The sequence below is a fragment of the Ruegeria sp. BC7 genome (assembly GCF_056539165.1).
Map to the genome: position 1 here is coordinate 127,689 of NZ_JBQFUL010000009.1, position 17,749 is coordinate 145,437.

At 58.1% G+C, this 17,749-nt stretch carries 16 protein-coding genes; 6 read left to right on the top strand and 10 right to left on the bottom strand.

What is annotated here, in order from left to right:
• Position 1 precedes the first annotated feature (1 nt).
• From ACR0KS_RS18010 to ACR0KS_RS18020, 3 genes are read left to right on the top strand one after another with little or no spacing between them, the layout of a single operon-like run.
• A complete protein-coding gene (locus ACR0KS_RS18010) occupies positions 2-886 on the top strand; it encodes an MBL fold metallo-hydrolase (protein WP_170415910.1) in 885 nt (294 codons plus the stop codon).
• Positions 887-906: 20 nt separating this feature from the next.
• Positions 907-2,586 (top strand): bifunctional protein tyrosine phosphatase family protein/NAD(P)/FAD-dependent oxidoreductase, encoded by a 1,680-nt coding sequence (locus ACR0KS_RS18015; RefSeq protein ID WP_170563285.1) that lies wholly within the window; start codon positions 907-909, stop codon positions 2,584-2,586.
• On the top strand, positions 2,586-4,337 hold the full coding sequence (locus ACR0KS_RS18020) for a sulfate permease (RefSeq protein ID WP_170415906.1): 1,752 nt from the start codon (positions 2,586-2,588) through the stop codon (positions 4,335-4,337). Before ACR0KS_RS18015 ends, ACR0KS_RS18020 begins: the two co-directional genes overlap by 1 nt.
• A 54-nt stretch (positions 4,338-4,391) precedes the next feature.
• Here the strand turns inward: ACR0KS_RS18020 and ACR0KS_RS18025 are convergent, their stop codons facing one another.
• Genes ACR0KS_RS18025 through ACR0KS_RS18045 form a run of 5 tightly spaced genes read right to left on the bottom strand, consistent with a single transcriptional unit; the run spans position 4,392 to position 9,726 of the window.
• On the bottom strand, positions 4,392-5,369 hold the full coding sequence (locus ACR0KS_RS18025) for an HpcH/HpaI aldolase/citrate lyase family protein (RefSeq protein ID WP_170563282.1): 978 nt from the start codon (positions 5,367-5,369) through the stop codon (positions 4,392-4,394).
• Between the two features lie 28 nt (positions 5,370-5,397).
• Positions 5,398-6,369 (bottom strand): 2-hydroxyacid dehydrogenase, encoded by a 972-nt coding sequence (locus tag ACR0KS_RS18030; protein ID WP_170416137.1) that lies wholly within the window; start codon positions 6,367-6,369, stop codon positions 5,398-5,400.
• A complete protein-coding gene (sucD, locus tag ACR0KS_RS18035) occupies positions 6,369-7,259 on the bottom strand; it encodes a succinate--CoA ligase subunit alpha (protein ID WP_170415902.1) in 891 nt (296 codons plus the stop codon). The genes ACR0KS_RS18030 and sucD overlap by 1 nt, the downstream gene beginning before the upstream one ends.
• On the bottom strand, positions 7,259-8,455 hold the full coding sequence (locus tag ACR0KS_RS18040) for a malate--CoA ligase subunit beta (RefSeq protein WP_170563279.1): 1,197 nt from the start codon (positions 8,453-8,455) through the stop codon (positions 7,259-7,261). The genes sucD and ACR0KS_RS18040 overlap by 1 nt, the downstream gene beginning before the upstream one ends.
• 29 nt (positions 8,456-8,484) lie before the next feature.
• Positions 8,485-9,726 (bottom strand): pyridoxal-phosphate-dependent aminotransferase family protein, encoded by a 1,242-nt coding sequence (locus ACR0KS_RS18045; protein ID WP_170415897.1) that lies wholly within the window; start codon positions 9,724-9,726, stop codon positions 8,485-8,487.
• Between the two features lie 219 nt (positions 9,727-9,945).
• On the opposite strand from ACR0KS_RS18045, the gene ACR0KS_RS18050 reads away from it, so the two are divergent.
• A complete protein-coding gene (locus ACR0KS_RS18050; RefSeq protein WP_480681460.1) occupies positions 9,946-10,575 on the top strand; it encodes a response regulator transcription factor in 630 nt (209 codons plus the stop codon).
• 11 nt (positions 10,576-10,586) lie between these two features.
• Here ACR0KS_RS18050 and ACR0KS_RS18055 read toward each other — a convergent pair whose 3' ends face one another.
• From ACR0KS_RS18055 to paaZ, 5 genes are all read right to left on the bottom strand, one after another.
• Positions 10,587-11,924 carry a TRAP transporter large permease gene (locus ACR0KS_RS18055; protein ID WP_170485875.1) on the bottom strand — a complete coding sequence of 446 codons (1,338 nt, stop codon included), beginning with the start codon at positions 11,922-11,924 and terminating at the stop codon, positions 10,587-10,589.
• Positions 11,925-11,929: 5 nt separating this feature from the next.
• Complete coding sequence (locus tag ACR0KS_RS18060; RefSeq protein ID WP_170563276.1) at positions 11,930-12,349, bottom strand: TRAP transporter small permease; 420 nt, start codon at positions 12,347-12,349, stop codon at positions 11,930-11,932.
• Between the two features lie 83 nt (positions 12,350-12,432).
• Positions 12,433-13,446 carry a TRAP transporter substrate-binding protein gene (locus ACR0KS_RS18065; protein WP_170415891.1) on the bottom strand — a complete coding sequence of 338 codons (1,014 nt, stop codon included), beginning with the start codon at positions 13,444-13,446 and terminating at the stop codon, positions 12,433-12,435.
• 109 nt (positions 13,447-13,555) lie between these two features.
• Positions 13,556-14,293, bottom strand: a complete 738-nt coding sequence (locus ACR0KS_RS18070; RefSeq protein ID WP_170415889.1) for a hypothetical protein — start codon at positions 14,291-14,293, stop codon at positions 13,556-13,558.
• An 87-nt stretch (positions 14,294-14,380) separates the two neighbouring features.
• Complete coding sequence (gene paaZ, locus ACR0KS_RS18075) at positions 14,381-16,420, bottom strand: phenylacetic acid degradation bifunctional protein PaaZ (RefSeq protein ID WP_170485874.1); 2,040 nt, start codon at positions 16,418-16,420, stop codon at positions 14,381-14,383.
• A 108-nt stretch (positions 16,421-16,528) separates the two neighbouring features.
• Here paaZ and paaG point away from each other — a divergent pair, with 108 nt between their 5' ends.
• Together paaG and paaI are read left to right on the top strand one after the other, a co-directional pair.
• Complete coding sequence (gene paaG, locus ACR0KS_RS18080; RefSeq protein ID WP_170415885.1) at positions 16,529-17,314, top strand: 2-(1,2-epoxy-1,2-dihydrophenyl)acetyl-CoA isomerase PaaG; 786 nt, start codon at positions 16,529-16,531, stop codon at positions 17,312-17,314.
• Position 17,315: 1 nt separating this feature from the next.
• The gene (gene paaI / locus ACR0KS_RS18085) at positions 17,316-17,741 is read left to right on the top strand and encodes a hydroxyphenylacetyl-CoA thioesterase PaaI (protein WP_170415883.1); all 426 of its coding nucleotides are present in this window, start codon (positions 17,316-17,318) and stop codon (positions 17,739-17,741) included.
• The last annotated feature ends 8 nt before the right edge of the window (positions 17,742-17,749 follow it).

Consider the following 17,749-nt stretch of genomic DNA (forward strand, 5'->3'; position numbering starts at 1 on the left):
AATGACCGAGTATAGCGTTGACCTAAATGTGCAACCGACCGTCCAAGCCTTTTTCGATGCGGCGACGAATACCATCAGCTACATCGTCAAAGACCCTTCGTCGCCAGCCTGTGCCATTGTCGACAGCGTCATGGACATTGACTATGCGGCGGGCAGGATCACCTATGACCACGCGGACGAATTGATCCGTCAAATACAGTCGCAGGGCTTGCGGCTGGAGTGGATCATCGAAACCCATGTCCACGCGGATCACCTGTCGGCGGCCCCCTATATTCAAAGCAAGCTGGGCGGAAAAATCGGCATTGGCTCCAAGATCATGGTCGTGCAGGACACGTTCGGGAAAGTGTTCAACGAAGGAACGGAATTCCAGCGGGACGGTTCGCAATTTGATGCCTTGTTCGAGGACGGCGACACTTACAAGATCGGCAACATGCAAGCCTTTGCCATGTACACGCCCGGTCATACGCCGGCCTGTATGGTGCATGTCATGGGCGACGCGGCTTTCGTCGGGGATACCCTGTTCATGCCTGATGGCGGTTCCGCGCGCGCGGATTTTCCCGGCGGGGATGCGGGCGTCCTGTACGACTCGATCCAAAAAGTGCTGTCGCTTCCGGACGAAACACGTTTGTTCATGTGCCACGACTATGGGCCTAACGGACGCGAGATTGCGTGGGAAACTACTGTCGGGGAAGAAAAAGCCCTGAACATCCATGTCGGTGGCGGCAAGACGAAAGACGAGTTTGTCAAATTCCGAACCGAGCGCGATGCGGTTCTGGATATGCCAAAGCTGATCATACCTTCGCTTCAAGTTAACATGCGCGCAGGCGAAGTGCCTCGGGATAATGACGGCAACCCGATGCTCAAAGTGCCCGTGAATACCTTGTGATTGGTCGAGGGATAAGAAAGATGGACATTCGGACTATCACAGAACAGTTTTCAGCCAGCCCGCAGATCACGGTCGAAGATGTCGCGGCGATTGCAGCCAAGGGTTTTCGCACCATTATTTGCAATCGACCGGACGGAGAAGCCGCCGACCAGCCTACGTTCGATGAAATCGAGACTGCGGCCAGGAAGCTGGGGATCGAGACGCTCTATGTTCCGATCACCAGCGGCATGGTCCGTGATCAGGATGTAGCAGCGTTTGGCACCGCGTATCTGGATGCGCCCAAACCAATACTCGCCTATTGCCGAACTGGAACACGGTCGGCAACGCTGTGGTCGTTTCACGAAGCCGAACGGCGTCCTTTGGCCGAAATCCTCGCGGCAACTGGGGCCGCCGGGTACGACATGAACGGAGTGGCCCGGCGTATTGCCAATGGTGGCAAGACACCAACTGACAAGGGCGATGCACATTTTGAAGTGGTTATTGTGGGCGGCGGTGCTGGTGGCATAGCTGTCGCGGCCAGTTTGAAGGCGCGTAGTCCCGATTTGAACATCGCGGTAATCGACCCGGCTGATATTCACTATTACCAACCCGGATGGACGATGGTCGGAGGCGGAATTTTCGAGGCCCAGAGCACGGCCCGCACCCTTGGCAGCCTCATCCCCAAGGGCGTGCATTGGTTAAAATCCGCGGTGGCGGCGTTCGAGCCCGACAACAACGCCGTGATCCTCGATGGGTGTCGAGTGGTGAAATACGACCGGTTGGTGGTGTGCCCGGGACTCAAACTGGACTGGGGCAAAGTGGAGGGCTTGGAAGAGACGCTAGGCCGCAATGGGGTAACCTCGAACTATCGGTATGACCTTGCCCCCTATACGTGGCAACTTGTGCAGCAGATGCGCAAGGGAAGGGCGTTGTTCACCCAGCCTCCGATGCCGATCAAATGCGCTGGTGCGCCGCAAAAGGCGATGTATCTGTCCGGCGACGCATGGTTTCGCCGTGGTGTTCTTGAGGACATGGATATTCGGTTCATGAACGCGGGCGGAGTGTTGTTTGGGGTCAAGGACTATGTGCCCGCGCTTGAGGACTATGTCCGCAAGTACAATGCCAAACTGAACTTTTTCCACAATCTGGTCGCCATTGACGGTCCCACAAGAACCGCCCGTTTTGAGGTAAGCAAACCGGGCAACGATGCCGAAACCGTCGATGTCGAGTTCGACATGATCCATGTCTGCCCGCCGCAGGCAGCGCCCGATTTTATCCGTGTGTCAGCTTTGGCTGATGCCTCTGGATGGGTCGATGTGGATCAGGCGACTCTGCGGCACAAAAGCTATGACAACATCTGGTCCTTGGGCGACGTCATGAACGCGCCCAATGCAAAGACGGCGGCTGCGGCGCGCAAGCAGGCTCCTACGGTTGCCGATAACATTGTCGCCGACATCGCTGGCCGGTCTGCGGTGGCGCAATATGACGGGTATGGTTCTTGTCCGCTAACAGTCGAACGGGGCAAAATCGTGCTTGCCGAATTCGGCTATGGTGGCGCGCTCAAGCCGAGCTTTCCAGCTTTCCTGATCGACGGAACCAAACCCTCACGAGCGGCGTGGTTGCTGAAAGAGTGTCTGCTGCCGCCGATCTACTGGAAGGCAATGTTGCGTGGGAAAGAGTGGCTGGCGAAACCTGAGAAACTGAAGGTCGCGTCTGACTGATGTCCAATCAAGATTCTCTGGCCGTTCTGAGGCACATTGTGCCGGTGCTGGATTGGGGCCGCAATTACTCTCGCTCTACCCTGTCCAATGACCTGATAGCGGCAGTGATTGTGACGATTATGCTGATCCCGCAGTCGCTGGCCTATGCGCTTTTGGCGGGGCTGCCACCCGAGGCGGGGCTGTACGCCTCGATCGTACCGATTGTCCTATATGCAGTTTTCGGAACCAGCCGGTCGTTGGCAGTCGGTCCCGTCGCGGTGGTCTCGCTGCTCACCGCATCGGCAGTGGGGCAGGTGGCCGAGCAAGGCACGGCCGGATACGCGGTAGCTGCCCTGACATTGGCGTTTTTGTCAGGAGGTTTCCTTGTTCTGATGGGTGTGCTGCGGTTGGGGCTGCTTGCCAATTTCCTGAGCCATCCCGTTATTGCAGGGTTCATCACGGCTTCGGGAATCCTGATCGCGGCCAGCCAGCTCAAGCATGTTCTGGGGGTCGAGGCGCACGGGCACACGCTGCCCGAGATTGCAGGTTCGATCCTGACGCATTTGCCTGAAACGAACTGGGTATCGGTCGCGATCGGGGCAGGGGCGATCCTGTTTCTGTTCTGGGCGCGCCGCCACCTGAAATCCGCTCTGGTCCGTTTGCGCGCGCCGCAAATGCTGACTGATCTTCTGACCAAGGCCGGACCGGTCTTTGCTGTGGTGGCAACCACGGCAACCGTCTGGGCGTTCGACCTGTCGGCCAGCGGCGTTCGCATCGTTGGGGACGTACCCCAGAGCTTGCCGCCTTGGACGGTTCCCAGCTTTTCGCCAGAATTGATCCAAGCCCTGCTTGTCCCGGCAATCCTTATCTCGGTCATCGGCTTTGTGGAAAGCGTTTCGGTCGCGCAAACACTGGCGGCGAAGAAACGCGAGAGTATCGACCCTGATCAGGAACTGATTGGGCTTGGCGCTGCCAATCTAGGAGCGGCCTTTGCCGGCGGGTTCCCAGTGACAGGTGGCTTTGCCAGATCCGTTGTCAATTTTGATGCCGGGGCTGAAACACCCGCAGCGGGGGCGTTTACGGCTATCGGCTTGGCATTTGCTGCGCTGGCTCTGACGCCGCTGGTTTATTTCCTGCCCAACGCCACGTTGGCGGCAACAATTATTGTGGCTGTCCTTGGCCTTGTGGACTTGTCCATCCTGAAAAAGACATGGAACTTCTCGCGTGCCGATTTCGCGGCGGTGGTCGCGACCATTCTTTTGACATTGGGTCTGGGCGTCGAGGTGGGCGTGGCGTCAGGTGTGGTCCTGTCTGTCCTGCTGCATCTTTACAAGACATCCCGCCCTCACGTGGCCGAAGTGGGGCTTGTTCCTGGAACTCAGCACTTCCGAAACATCCATCGACATTCGGTTCTGACTGACCCTGAAATTGTCACTCTGCGCGTGGATGAAAGTCTGTATTTCGTGAATGCGCGATTTCTAGAAGATCTGATTCAGCGCCGGGTTACAGATGGTTGCACCGTGCGTCACGTGGTTTTGATGTGTTCGGCGGTCAATGAAGTGGATTTCTCAGCTTTGGAAAGTCTTGAAACGATCAATCTCCGCCTTTCGGCAATGGGGGTGGGATTGCACATGTCCGAAGTCAAGGGACCGGTCATGGATCGGTTGAAACGATCGCATTTCCTTGATGACCTGACCGGGCAGGTTTTCCTGTCGCAATATGATGCGTGGACGTTTCTTGCCCGGTCGCCGAAACCCGATGCGGCAGCATAACGTGGCGCGGCGCAGCATGGGACATGACCGCGCCGCACGCACACATCAGAAAAATTACGCTGCTGCGATCTGCCTGGCCTTTTCCACCATAACCTCGGCTTGCCGGATCGAGGCGTAGTCGATCAGACGGCCGTCCAGGGATACAGCGCCTTTTCCAGCGCTTTCAGCCTCGGTCATGGCGACCAGAATGCGCTGCGCCTTGGTGACTTCGGCATCGCTGGGGGACATGACCTCATTGGCCAGCGCGATCTGGCTGGGGTGGATGGCCCATTTGCCTTCGCAGCCCAGAACAGCCGCGCGTTTGGCCGCTGCTTTGTAGCCTTCGGGATCCTGAAAATCACCGAATGGGCCGTCAATCGGGCGCAACCCGTTAGCGCGGGCCGCCACGACCATACGTGCCAGCGCATAGTGCCACATGTCACCCCAATGCGATGCACGGGCCGCATCATCATCCGGGTCGGTCAGGACTGCATAATCGGGGTTCACGCCGCCGATGATCGTGGTGCGCGCGCGGGTCGAGGCCGCATAGTCGGCCACACCAAAATGCAGGCTTTCGTTGCGTTTTGAGGCGGCGGCGATCTCGCTTACGTTCTGCATCCCCAATGCGGTTTCGATGATGTGCTCGAACCCGATGCGCTTTTCATAGCCCATCGCGTCTTCGATCTGCGTGACCATCATGTCGACCGCATAGACATCGGCGGCGGTGCCCACTTTGGGGATCATGATCAAGTCCAGACGTTCGCCCGCCTGTTCGACCACATCGACCACGTCGCGATACATATAGTGGGTATCCAGACCGTTGATCCGCACAGACATGGTCTTGGTGTCCCAGTCAATGTCATTGAGCGCCTGAATGATATTCTTGCGGGCTTGTTCCTTTTCGTCAGGTGCGACCGCATCTTCCAGATCGAGAAAGATCACATCAACATCCGATTTGGCTGCTTTCTCGAACATTCCGGGCTGGCTGCCCGGCACGGCGAGTTCGCTGCGGTTCAGGCGCGCGGGGGCTTGTTCTATGGCGTGAAAGCTCATGATTTCAGTCCTTTGAAAGATAGGTGTGTCAGATGACGCGGTCGCGAGGGGGGCGGCCGGCAAAGAAGTCGCCCAGATTGTCCAAAACGCGGAAGCCCATCGCCTCGCGCGATTCCTTTGTGGCGCTGCCCAGATGAGGCAACATCACCAGATTGTCGCATTGCAGCAGGTCCGGGCTGATGCGCGGTTCGCCGTCGAACACGTCCAGCGCAGCGCCTCCGATCGTGTCGAATATCAGAGATTGAACCAAGGCGCGTTCGTCCACCACCTCACCACGCGCGGTGTTGATCAGGAAGGCGTTGGGTTTCATCAAATCCAACCTGCGTCCGTTGATCAGGTGCCGGTTGGCGGCCCCTCCGGGGCAATGCAACGAGACGAAATCACAGTGCGGCAGCAACTCATCCACCGTTTCGACCTGCGTCGCATTGAATTGCTGCAGCACATCGAGCGCCACGGCGCTGCGGTTCTGCACGAGGATTTTCATGCCAAACCCGTGATGGGCGCGGCGGGCCATTTCCTGACCGATGCGGCCAAAGCCGATGATGCCCAGCGTCTTGCCGCTGACCTTGGTGCCGACCAGATGCGTGGGCCGCCAGCCGGTCCAGCCGCCTGCACGCAGCTCACGTTCGCCCTCACCCGCACGACGGGCAGCCATCAGCAGAAGGGTCATCGCCAGATCAGCCGTGCATTCGGACAGAACGTCCGGCGTGTTGGTGACCGTCATACCCAGATCGCGGGCAGCCGGTTCGTAGATATGGCTGTAGCCGACACCGTAGTTGGCCAGGATTTTGGTTTGGGCGGCGGGCACGTCCAGCGCCTCGGCGCTGAGCGTGTCGGTCACCGTGGGCAGAACCGCGTCGTATGTCTTTAGTGCGTTGCGGATCTCGGACGGGGACATCGGAATGTCCCCGGTATTCAGCACGGTATTGTAGTTTTCGGCCAGTTGCGCTTCGACAGCAGCGGGCCAGCGACGGGTGACAAGGATCGAAGGTTTGACCATCACGCAGCCTTTCCCATGACGCGGGCGATGGTCTCGCCGATCACCGCCGGGTTTTCGGCCACGGTCACGCCGGCCGCCGTCAGGATTTCCACCTTTTCGCTCGCGCTTTCACCAAAGGCCGAGATGATGGCACCCGCATGGCCCATGGTCCGGCCCTTGGGCGCGGTCAGACCGGCAACATAAGCCACAACGGGCTTGGTCACATGGTCACGGATATATTCCGCCGCTTCCGCTTCCTGAGGGCCGCCGATTTCACCGATCATGGCAATGACCTCGGTATCTTCATCCATCTCGAACCGCTCAAGGATGTCGCGGAAGGACGATCCGTTGATCGGGTCGCCGCCGATGCCGACGCTGGTGGACACTCCGATGCCGCGCTCTTTCAACTGCGCCGCAGCCTCATAACCCAGCGTGCCCGAGCGTCCGATAATGCCCACATTGCCCGGCAGGTAGATATGGCCCGGCATGATTCCCAGCAGCGCCTTGCCGGGGCTGATGGTTCCAGCACAGTTCGGGCCAGTCAGCACCATGCGCTTGTCCTTGGGATAGCGGTACATGTAACGCTTGACGCGGATCATGTCCTGCGCGGGGATGCCATCGGTGATGCAGACACAATACCGGATGCCTGCATCTGCGGCTTCCATGATCGAATCCGCCGCAAACGGGGGCGGGACGAAAACCAGGCTGGCATCGGCGCCGGTGGCCTCGACCGCTTGCTTGACGGTGTCGAAAACCGGCACACCTTCGACGGTTTCACCGCCTTTGCCGGGGACGACACCACCCACAACATTGGTGCCATATTCGACCATATCTTTGGTGTGCAGGCGCGCCATGCGCCCGGTGATGCCCTGAACGATTACACGGCTGTCGCGGTCCAGAAGAATGCTCATTACACGGCCCTCATCTTGGTGTTTTGGGTCAGATCATTGCGCCACGCGCCCACGGCGCGCTCGGCGGCTTCCATCAGAGTTGTTGCGCGGATGATCGGGAGACCCGATTTGGCGAGGATTTTCTGACCTTCCTCGACATTCGTACCCGCTAGACGCACGATCACCGGCAGGTCGATTTCCAATTCGCGCAGCGCCTGCACCACACCCTCGGCCACCCAATCGCAGCGGTTGATGCCTGCAAAGATATTGACCAGAACCGCTTGCACGTTGTCATCCGACAGCACCAGCCGGAAGGCTTTCGCCACCCGCTCGGGCGAGGCACCGCCGCCGATGTCCAGGAAATTCGCAGGCTCGCCACCGGCCAGCTTGATCGTGTCCATCGTGGCCATAGCCAGACCCGCACCGTTCACGATGCAGCCGATATTGCCGTCCAGTCCCACATAAGACAGACCCCGGTCTGCGGCGCGACTTTCGCGCGGGTCTTCCTGGCTTTTGTCGCGTAGCTCGGCAATCTGCGGGCGGCGGAACAGGGCGTTGTCGTCAAAGCTCATCTTCGCGTCCAGCGCCAGCACCCGGTCGTCGCCGGTGATGACCAGCGGGTTGATCTCGACCATGGTCGCGTCCAACTCGCTGAAGGCGGCGTAGCAACCCTGCAAGGTGCGGACCATGTGCTGGATCAGCTTTGGCTCAAGCCCCAGCTTGAACGCGATCTCACGCGCTTGGAATTCCTGCAACCCCGCCGCCGGTTCAACGATCGAGCGAACGATACTGTCGGGACGCTCGGCCGAGATCTCCTCGATCTCCATCCCGCCCTCGGACGAGGCCACGATCATCACGCGCTGGCTCGAGCGGTCCAGCACAAAACCCAGATAGATCTCGCGATCAATCGGCACGGCCGCCTCGACATAGACGCGGTAGATGCCTTTCCCCTCGGGGCCGGTCTGATGCGTGACCAGCTTGCGGCCAAACATGTCATCGCAACCAGCGTAGATTTCGCTTTCCGAGTTGCACAGCTTGACGCCCCCGGCTTTGCCCCGCCCGCCTGCGTGGACCTGCGCTTTGACGATCCACTTGTCGCCGCCCAACTCGCGTGCGCGGTAAGCGGCTTGTTCCGGGCTGTAGGCCAAAGCCCCCGAAGGGGTTTCGACACCAAACTTGGAAAGAAGTTCTTTTGCCTGATATTCGTGAATATCCATCTGCATGTTCTCCCGTGAATGCAGTGCGGTCAGGCCGCAATCGACGTCCCGTAGCGGCTTTCCAGCAGAGCTTCGATTGCGTCAAAGTCCACGGTGCCGCCAAGATCCTGTATCGCTTGGGCGAACAGGTGGATGATGTGGCTGATTGCCTGGTGATTTAGCTGATTCAGGATGCCAATCCGCACCTGAACGGGGGCGCTGAGTGTTGGCCAGATGCCAAATCCCTTGGCGCGGCACGCCTGGACCAGTTCCATCTCGCGGCCTGCCAGCTCGGGCGGCAGGTTCAGAACAACAAGGCTGGGCATGTCCGAGGTCACCTGACATCCCATCGCGGTCACGGCGTCCCGCAGGACGGCTTCGTGCGTTTTGTAGGAATGCGCGCGCTTGGCCAGCCCCTCGGTCAGAGTCAGGCGCAGGGATTCGTGAAAGGCGGCCACGGCATAGCCGGAATGGGTCCGGTGGTAGGTGCCTTTATCAACGTCCTGTCCGTCGACGATACCCCAGTGACGGGCCTCGAAAATCGGGTTGTGAACGTAGGTGTAAGCCCCAGACGTCTTTAACGTGTCTATGTAGGCGTCGGTAAAACTGACGGGTGCATAGGTCAGCGGCAGGCAGCACAGGCCCTTTTGCGGGCAGGACGCCCAACCCGCGATGCCGGGGAAGTCATCAATACGGAAATCCGCAACACCCAGCGACGATACGGCGTCAATCAGACCCATCGCGCCATGCCGTTCACATGCGTCCGAGAAACCGCGCAGATCGTTGACCCGGCCGGAACCAGTTTCCCAATGCGCCATGAACGCCCATTTTGGTTTGTGCTCTGCCAGTGCCGCTTCCACGATCGCGCCAGTCACAGGTTGCCCGTGGGGAATTTCGACAACGGTGACGCTTGCCGCCTGTGGGTCCAATGGATTGGCCGCGTGTTCCTGCGGCGTTGCAGCCTTGATCCGAAGCGTCAGCGCGTCGATTCCCGAAAATGTGCCGTTGGTGAAAGCAACGACTTTGTCGCCCGGCATCACGGCCGAGAACATCGTGTCCAGCCCGCTCCAGCCGGTTCCGGCCACGGCGAAGGTATAGGTGTTTTTGGTGCCCCAAATCTCGCGCTGCATATGCTTGCATTCGATCATACCTCTCAGGACATCACCCTGCATGTGGTCCGCGACGCCTGCGCTGGCAAAGGCCCGCAGTACTCGGGCATCGGTGTTGCCGGGTCCGGGACCAGCAGCAAGGGTCTCGGGGATTTCGAGAGCTGGGTAGACTTGAAATGTCACGTGCGATCCTCCTCAGTGATGGGGTCTGTGATGGCCCCATGCGTCGCGTTGGAGGTGAGGAAAACCGAAGCTTGCCAGTTAACGCAACGTAACTTACTACTGCTTCCGGGTATCTGTTTGGATGGGGAAAAACCTACCCAAATTGGTAAATATACGGCTGTATACCAAAGAATGACCTACCCGTTTGGGTGGTTGGTGCGAAATTTGCACGGGAAATCAATGACGGAAAAGACTTTAGCTCCGATCGACATCATGCTGGCTGACAACAACCCGTTGGTCCTTTCGGCGATGTCGGAAATTTTTGAACGCGATCCGCGATTCTCTTTGGTGGCGACATCCGCCACGGCCGAAGGGTTCTTGGGTGCGATTATGCGGGTGCCCGTCCAAGTTTGCGTGATTTCGTGGAACTTGCCAGTTCTGGGTGCTGCCAAGCTGATCGAAGTGTTGCGCGAACAGGAAAACCCGCCACGGTTCGTGATCTATGGAGATGATCTGGGAGATATCCCGCGACTTGCCATGCAAGCGGGCGCAGCCGGGTTCGCGTCTCGGTCTGGTGAGGTTGATGGCTTGTTGGAAACCTGCGTGGACGTGGCAAAAGGCAAGATGGTCTTTCCATTTATTGACGTGCGCAAGATGCAAAAGGATCCTCTGCACGGCTTGTCCCGCAAAGAGATTGTCATCCTCGAAGCCTTGGCCAAGGGGCTATCGAACAGAGAATTGTCGAAGGAACTGCAGATATCGGCAAATACCGTGAAGTTTCACCTTTCAAACATCTATGAAAAGCTGTCGGTCAGAAACCGAGCACAGGCCATCGCATATTATTATTCGTCCAAGGCGGCGTCAGAATAATTCCTCTGCATTCATGGGCCAAAGCCAAATATGCCCAAGGGCAGGAACAAGGAAAGCGCAGGCAGAGCCACTAGTAGCGCCAGCCTTACGATATCGGCGGCCCAGAAAGGCGTCACCCCGCGGAAGATCGTGGCCGTTGATACGTCTTGCACGACGGACCTTAGAACAAAGACATTCAAGCCGATGGGGGGCGTGATCAGCGAGATTTCTGTGACCACCACAACGATGATCCCGAACCAGATCAGCGCGGTTTCCCCGGTGATATCGCCCTCGAAAAAGCCCAATGACGCGATCAAAGGTGCGAAGACCGGTACGGTCAGCGTGATCATGGACAGGCTCTCAAACACGGCGCCCAGAACGATGTAGATCAAGATGATAATCAGCAGAATCGTGAACGGCTCCAGCCCGGCCCCCTGGACCAATGCCAGTAGGTCGTCTGGCAATCTGGCGCGTGTAATCAGCCGGTTAAAGATGTCTGCACCGATCAATAGGACAAACAGTCCAACAGATGTTTTCACTGTCTGAACCAGCGCCTCGATCAGCCCCTTGAACGTGAAACGACCGATCAGGATCGAAATGATGATCGCCCCAAATGCGCCGACGCCCGCGGCCTCGTCCGCTGTGAAGACTCGACCGTACAAACCGCCAATGATCAACGTGAACAGCGCGAGGATTGGAAGGACGCGCAACAAAGCTTGCCGCGTTTCAGACCATGAGCTTTTTTCACCCGCAGGACCGTAGTCGGGTTTGCGCCAGACAACGAAGGCGACAGCGCCCAGATACAGCAGGATTCCCAGAAGACCGGGCAAAATGCCGGCTAAAAACAGCTTCCCGATGGATTGACCCGTCAGAAAGCCGTAGATGATCAGGATGATGCTGGGCGGGATAAGTATTCCCAACGTACCGCCCGCAGCGACAGATGCGGTCGACAGGCTGTCGTGATAGCCAAACTTGCGCATCGGTGGTAGGGCGACTTTGGACATGGTCGCAGCCGTGGCCAGCGATGAACCCGAAACAGCGGAAAAGCCACCGCAGGCCAAAATCGTCGACATCGCCAACCCGCCGGGCAACCGTCCGACCAACGTGTAGGCGGCGCGGTATAAATCCAGCGCCATGCCGCTTTGCGCGACGATCATGCCCATGAAGATAAACAGCGGTATCACCGACAGCGCGTCGTTCTGGGTCACGTCCAGTATCGAGTCCGCCGCCGGGCCCAGCCCTGCGGACCAGCGCCCGTCGCGCAGGTAAACAAAGCCGATTGCCCCGATAAATCCCATTGCAATTCCAATCGGCACGCGCAGCAGCACAAGGAAGATGACCAGCGCAAAAGCAATCAGTGAGACTTCCATCTTGGTCAGAGTCCTTCAGGGCCAGATGGCCGTATGATTTTGAGCATTGCACTGACCGCCAACAGTACGCCGGTCAATCCCACGACGAGCGCGATGAAATAAATGAGCGGATATTTTGGGATGAACAGCAACTCGCTGGTAACGCCGCGTTCTAGCGCCTTGTCCGCGCGCGCGAACAGCCAAATCGCCATCGTCAGTAGGCAAAGCGATGTCAGCGCGTCGATACACCGGTCGCGCCAAAACGCAGCGCGGCGTGGGAATAGGTGGTCAAGCAGGTCAACGTCAATCTGTTCGCGCCGCAGGGTGACCACGGGAAACGCGAAGAAGATGGACAACGCCAACAGAATTTGAGCCAGATCCTGACGCCCGAAAATCGGTGCGTTGAAGATATAGCGACCGATAACCTCTACGACTGTCAAACCCATTACGAGCATAAGACAAAGACCGCTGCCCAACAGACATAAGCGGGCAAACCAGTGGCTTGCCCGTTTGAGGTTCGACTGTGCGCTCATTTCGCGCTGTATTCGGACATGGTGTCCCGGATCAGTTGCATCGCAGCTTCTGCATCGACGCCCTTGCCAGAGACTTCTTCAAGCACCGATGCCTGTATCTGTGGCACCAGCGCTTCAAACGGGGCGGCTGCATCCCCTTCAAGGTCAATGATCTGACCCGAGGCAGCCTGCGCATCCAGACCCCTCTGGTTGCCGACGTCCCACGCTTTGCCCGCGAAGGCCGAGAAATCCTCGCCCAGAGCGGCTCGGATGGCAGTGGCGTCTTCTTCGCCGACAGACTCAAGGAACTCTTCACTCATGATGATCGAGAAAGAGCCGCGATAGAATCCGCCCGGTACGCGATAGGTGTAGGGTAGAACTTCGGTCAAGCGCAGGATGGCAATCGTATCACCGGGAAAGAACGTCCCGTCGGCGACACCGTTAGAGACGGTTTCATAGACTTTGGGCGCAGCAACCTGAACGCCAGCCATGTCCAAACCTTTGAGGACATCCCCCATAACGCCACCGCCCGAGCGGATTTTGAGACCCGCGACATCGTCAAGCGAGCTGACTTCCTTGGACAGGTGCAACATGCCCGGGGCATGGACCATCATGGCAACCGGAACAACGCCGTCATGTTCGTTGGCTGCGGCAAGGTATTGCTCATGCGCTCGCCAATGGGCGGCGGATGCAGCGGCAGAGTCACCTTCAAGCCCCGGAATCTCGATCAGTTTGGTGGTGACAAATCGGCCGGGATTGTAGCCATGGAAAATCCATGCCGCATCCGCGCCGCCATCTTCGATCAGGTCGGCTTGCGCTGGGGGTGAGGCCAGATTGTATTCAATAGCACCGGTCACACGTCCATCGGTTGCTTCTTCGATGCGTGAAATGAACTCTGGCCAGATGATTTCGTTCACGATGTGGCTGGGTGGCAGCCATGATGAAACCACCATGGTTTTCTCTGCCCAGGCAGAGCCCCCAGCCAGCAACGTGGAAATCCCCAGCCCAAGGGCCGCAAATGTCTGTTTCATGTTGTCCTCCCATAACAAAAGCTGCGGACAGCTTTTGAATACAGTTTCATAAACCAACCGGTCGGTCAACTATTGGTGAGCGCCATTTTGCCACTTCGGGCGCTGGTGTTTAGCCCGAATACGCCTTGGGTGAGAGCTTGGGCAGGTCCGCCAGCAAACCAGTGACGCGGTCGTGACAGATCGCCAAGGGTCCGTCAGGGACAAGGGAAATATGCGCCCAGCTTGAACTTCGTAGTGCGATCTTGCGCCAATGATGCAGCAGTAGCAGCCGCACCGCCGCCAGGGGCAGGGGCGCAAGCTCTGTTTCCCGGACGCGGCCCGCCAGGTCGAAAAGGCGTTGCGCGTGAAACAGAGTCTGAGGGGGAACGATCCGAGTAGAAAACCAATCGGGTATCGCGTCCATATCCAGCCGCAGGCAGACTTCGGACCCATCGCCTAGGGCAGAGTCCATCGGAACCAAAAGCAGTGACCGCTCAAGTCGGATTGCCGGGTCGGGCGCTTCGATGTCTTCCTTGGTCAACAGAAACTGCCAGCCTTCCGGGTATTTGACATCTTGCCTATAGACGTCCTCGTAAGCGGCATGCGTTTCTGCAAGGCCGTGGTCTGAAAGGCTGTAGGTGACTTCGCGCCCAGATTTTGTAGATACGATCCACCCGTCTTTTCTGAGCCGGTGCAAGGCGACCCGCATGGCTTCGGTTTTTATGCCCACATGCCCTAACAGCAAGCCCAGCTCCTTGCCTGTAACATGCTGGCCGTTGAAGTCGCCAAACAAGGTGACGATCAGTGACCATGTCTTTATTGGTTCAAGCGTACTGAGGTCTTCAATCAGAGTTTCTGCCGGGGTCAAATGCGGGTCTTTCCAAAAGGCTTAAACTAGGGCTGGCCTCTTGGATACCATGTGGGCGCGTTGCGTGGCTATGGGAAAACCCGGCGGTCAGGCTGTCTTGAAAGCGTTCATTGTCAGCAACTGGTATTCCGCGGCCATATCGCCATTTTGATTGAGCAGGGATACATGCCACCGAACCTCACCATAGTCCCGATTGCGCGGCGTTTTTTGTAGAACGGTAAGGCGCACATGAATGCTGTCGCCCGGCTGAACGGGCTTTAGAAACCGCAGATTGTCCAACCCGGTATTGGCCAGGACCGGGCCTTCGTCCGGTTGAACAAAAAGTCCGGCTGCAAAGCTTAGTAAAAGATACCCGTGGGCGACCCGTCCGGGAAAGAAAGGGTTCCGTTTGGCGGCAGCATCATCCATGTGGGCATAGAAGGTGTCGCCGGTGAAATGGGCAAAGGTTTCGATGTCATCCAGCGTGATTTCACGTTCCCCGGTGTACAAGGTTTCCCCAATTTCAAGCTCGTCGAATGTGCGCGTGAACGGGTGGGCGCGGTCTGTGTGTTCCTTGGCGCCGGGAACCCATTGTTGCCCAATGCGGGTCAGGATGTCAGGGCTGCCCTGAATGGCGGTGCGCTGCATGTAGTGCATTACGCCGCGCACGCCACCCATCTCCTCACCGCCACCCGCACGACCGGGCCCGCCATGCACCATATGCGGCAGAGGAGAGCCGTGGCCTGTGCTTTCCTTCATCGAAGTCCGGTTGTTGAAATAAAGTCGGCCGTGGAAAGCCCCGGCACCCAGCGCGACTGTTCGTGCGATGTCCGGATCATTGGTGATTGCCGATGCCACAAGGCTACCGCCGCCTCGATTGGCCATGTCTATGGCATGATCCAGATCGCGATAGGGCATCACGGTGGAAACAGGGCCGAACGCCTCGACCGAGTGCAGCAGGTTGGCAGTGTCCGGTGACGCGCAATGAAACAGCATTGGGGGCACAAAAGCGCCGTTGTCGCGGTCTGCCCCATGAACCTCAAAGTCTTGGGGGTTTCCGAAAACACGTTCCGCCTCTTGCCCGATCAAGGCAGCCTTTTCCAGAACGTCGCGCCTTTGGGCCTGAGACACCAATGCGCCCATCTGCGTCTTTTCGGCGGCCGGGTCGCCGACAACGACCGATCCAAGCTGATTGCGCAACCTGCTTATTACCGCGTCAACCTGAGATTCTGGCACCATGATGCGCCGAATGGCCGTGCATTTCTGACCGGCCTTGGTTGTCATTTCGCGTGTGATTTCCTTGATGAACAGATCAAACTCTGGCGAGCCGGATACAGCATCCGGCCCGAGGATCGAGGAATTCAGGCTGTCCTGTTCGGCAATGAACCGCGTCGCATTCTGGAGAAAACAGGACGCGCTGTGCAACGTCCTGGCCGTAGCTGCCGAGCCCGTGAAGCTGACGATATCCTGCCCACCCAAGTGATCCAGAACTGGCCCAAGACTGCCGGAAATCAGTTGAACGGAGCCTTCTGGCAGCACACCGCTGTCTAACATCATCCGCACGCATCGCTCGGTGACATAGCATGTCGCCGTCGCAGGTTTCACGATCGCCGGGACGCCGGCCAAAAGGGTCGGGGCCAGCTTTTCGAGCATGCCCCATACCGGGAAATTGAACGCGTTGATGTGAAGCGCCACTCCGGTCAGAGAGGTGCAAATGTGCTGACCTAGAAACGTTCCCTGACGCGACAGCCGTTCGATCTGGCCATCCAGATAGACCGTGTCATCGGGCATCTCGCGTCGGCCTTTGCTGGCATAGACCATCAGCGTGCCGATGCCGCCGTCAATGTCGATCAGGTGATCACTTTGTGTTGCGCCCGTCGAAAACGAGATATCATATAGCGCCTGTTTTTGTTGCTCCAGGTGTAGCGCCAGCGCCTTGAGCATCCGCGCACGGTCGTGAAACGTCATCTTGCGCAGGGCAGGGCCGCCCTTTTCGTACGCGTATTGCAGCAGTGCCGAAACATCCAACGCGCTGTTGCCTGCGCGACCGATCACGTCTCCGGTTACGGCGGAATGAATATCGCGGGCCGAACTGTCGCACCCGATCCACTGGCCTGCGATATAGCTTTCAACGCTTTGTACGGTCATGTGGCATTCCTCGCGTCTGGTTCCGGTATGACTCCAATCATTAATTGACCTACCGGTCGGTTTATGAAATGTTTAAGGACAAGGCTAAGGAAGATCAAGGAGAATATGGTGTCCGACACTGTGCTTGTCACGCGGCACGCGGACTGGGTCGAGCTTACTTTGAACCGTCCGGAAAAGCTGAACAGTTTTAACGACGAGATGCATCTGGCCCTGCGCGACGCGTTGAATGCCGCACATTCCGAAGCTGCGAGGGCAGTGCTGCTTACCGGTGCGGGGCGTGGTTTTTGCGCGGGTCAGGATTTGGGTGATCGTGATCCGTCAACCCTCGACGGGCCGCCGGATCTGGGGCGGACGCTGACAACTTTCTATAATCCCTTGATCCGGCAAATCCGGTCATTTGAGGCACCGGTTATTTGCGCCGTGAATGGTGTTGCCGCGGGTGCAGGCGCGAATGTGGCGTTGGCCTGCGACATCGTGCTGGCCTCTGACACAGCTAAATTCGTGCAGTCGTTTTCCAAAGTTGGTCTGGTTCCGGACGCAGGCGGGTCATGGTTGCTGACGAGGCGTTTGGGCGAGGCGCGCGCCATGGCGCTAGCAATGACGGCAGAACCTCTTGCGGCGCAAAAAGCCGAGGCATGGGGTCTGATCTGGAAATGCGTTGCACAAGATGCACTGATGACCGAGGCGCGGTTGCTGGCGGAAAGATTGGCACAAGGGCCAACCCTTGGTCTGTCTCGTACCAAAGAGGCGATTCAGGCAGCCGCGCATAACGATCTGGACGCTCAGTTGGTTCTTGAGGCTAAGTTGCAGAAAACCTGCGGCCAAAGCGCCGATTACGCCGAAGGTGTGTCGGCCTTTCTGCAAAAACGGCTACCAAGTTTCGAGGGGCGCTAGCATGACACCAAAAGAGCGCGCCGAACGCGCGGCACAAGCTATGTGGAGCGCAGATAATGCAAGCCCATGGGTCGGGCTTCAGATCGACAAAGTCGACGAAGGCCAAGCCACGCTGTCAATGACGGTCGAGCGACACCACGCGAATGGTCATGGCATCTGTCACGGCGGCATAATCTTTTTGCTGGCCGACAGTGCATTTGCGTTTGCCTGCAACAGTCGCAATCAATCCACGGTCGCCCAGCACAACACGATTTCCTATATCGCGCCGGGCCGATTGGGGGACAGGCTTATTGCAGAGGCACGTGAAGTCAGCCTGACGGGACGCAGTGGTATCTATGATGTCACCGTTACCAACCAGCTCAACGAAGTGATTGCTGAATTCCGAGGCTGTTCCCGCGCCGTACCGGGCCAGTTGTTCGAGGAATAGGGGAGGAG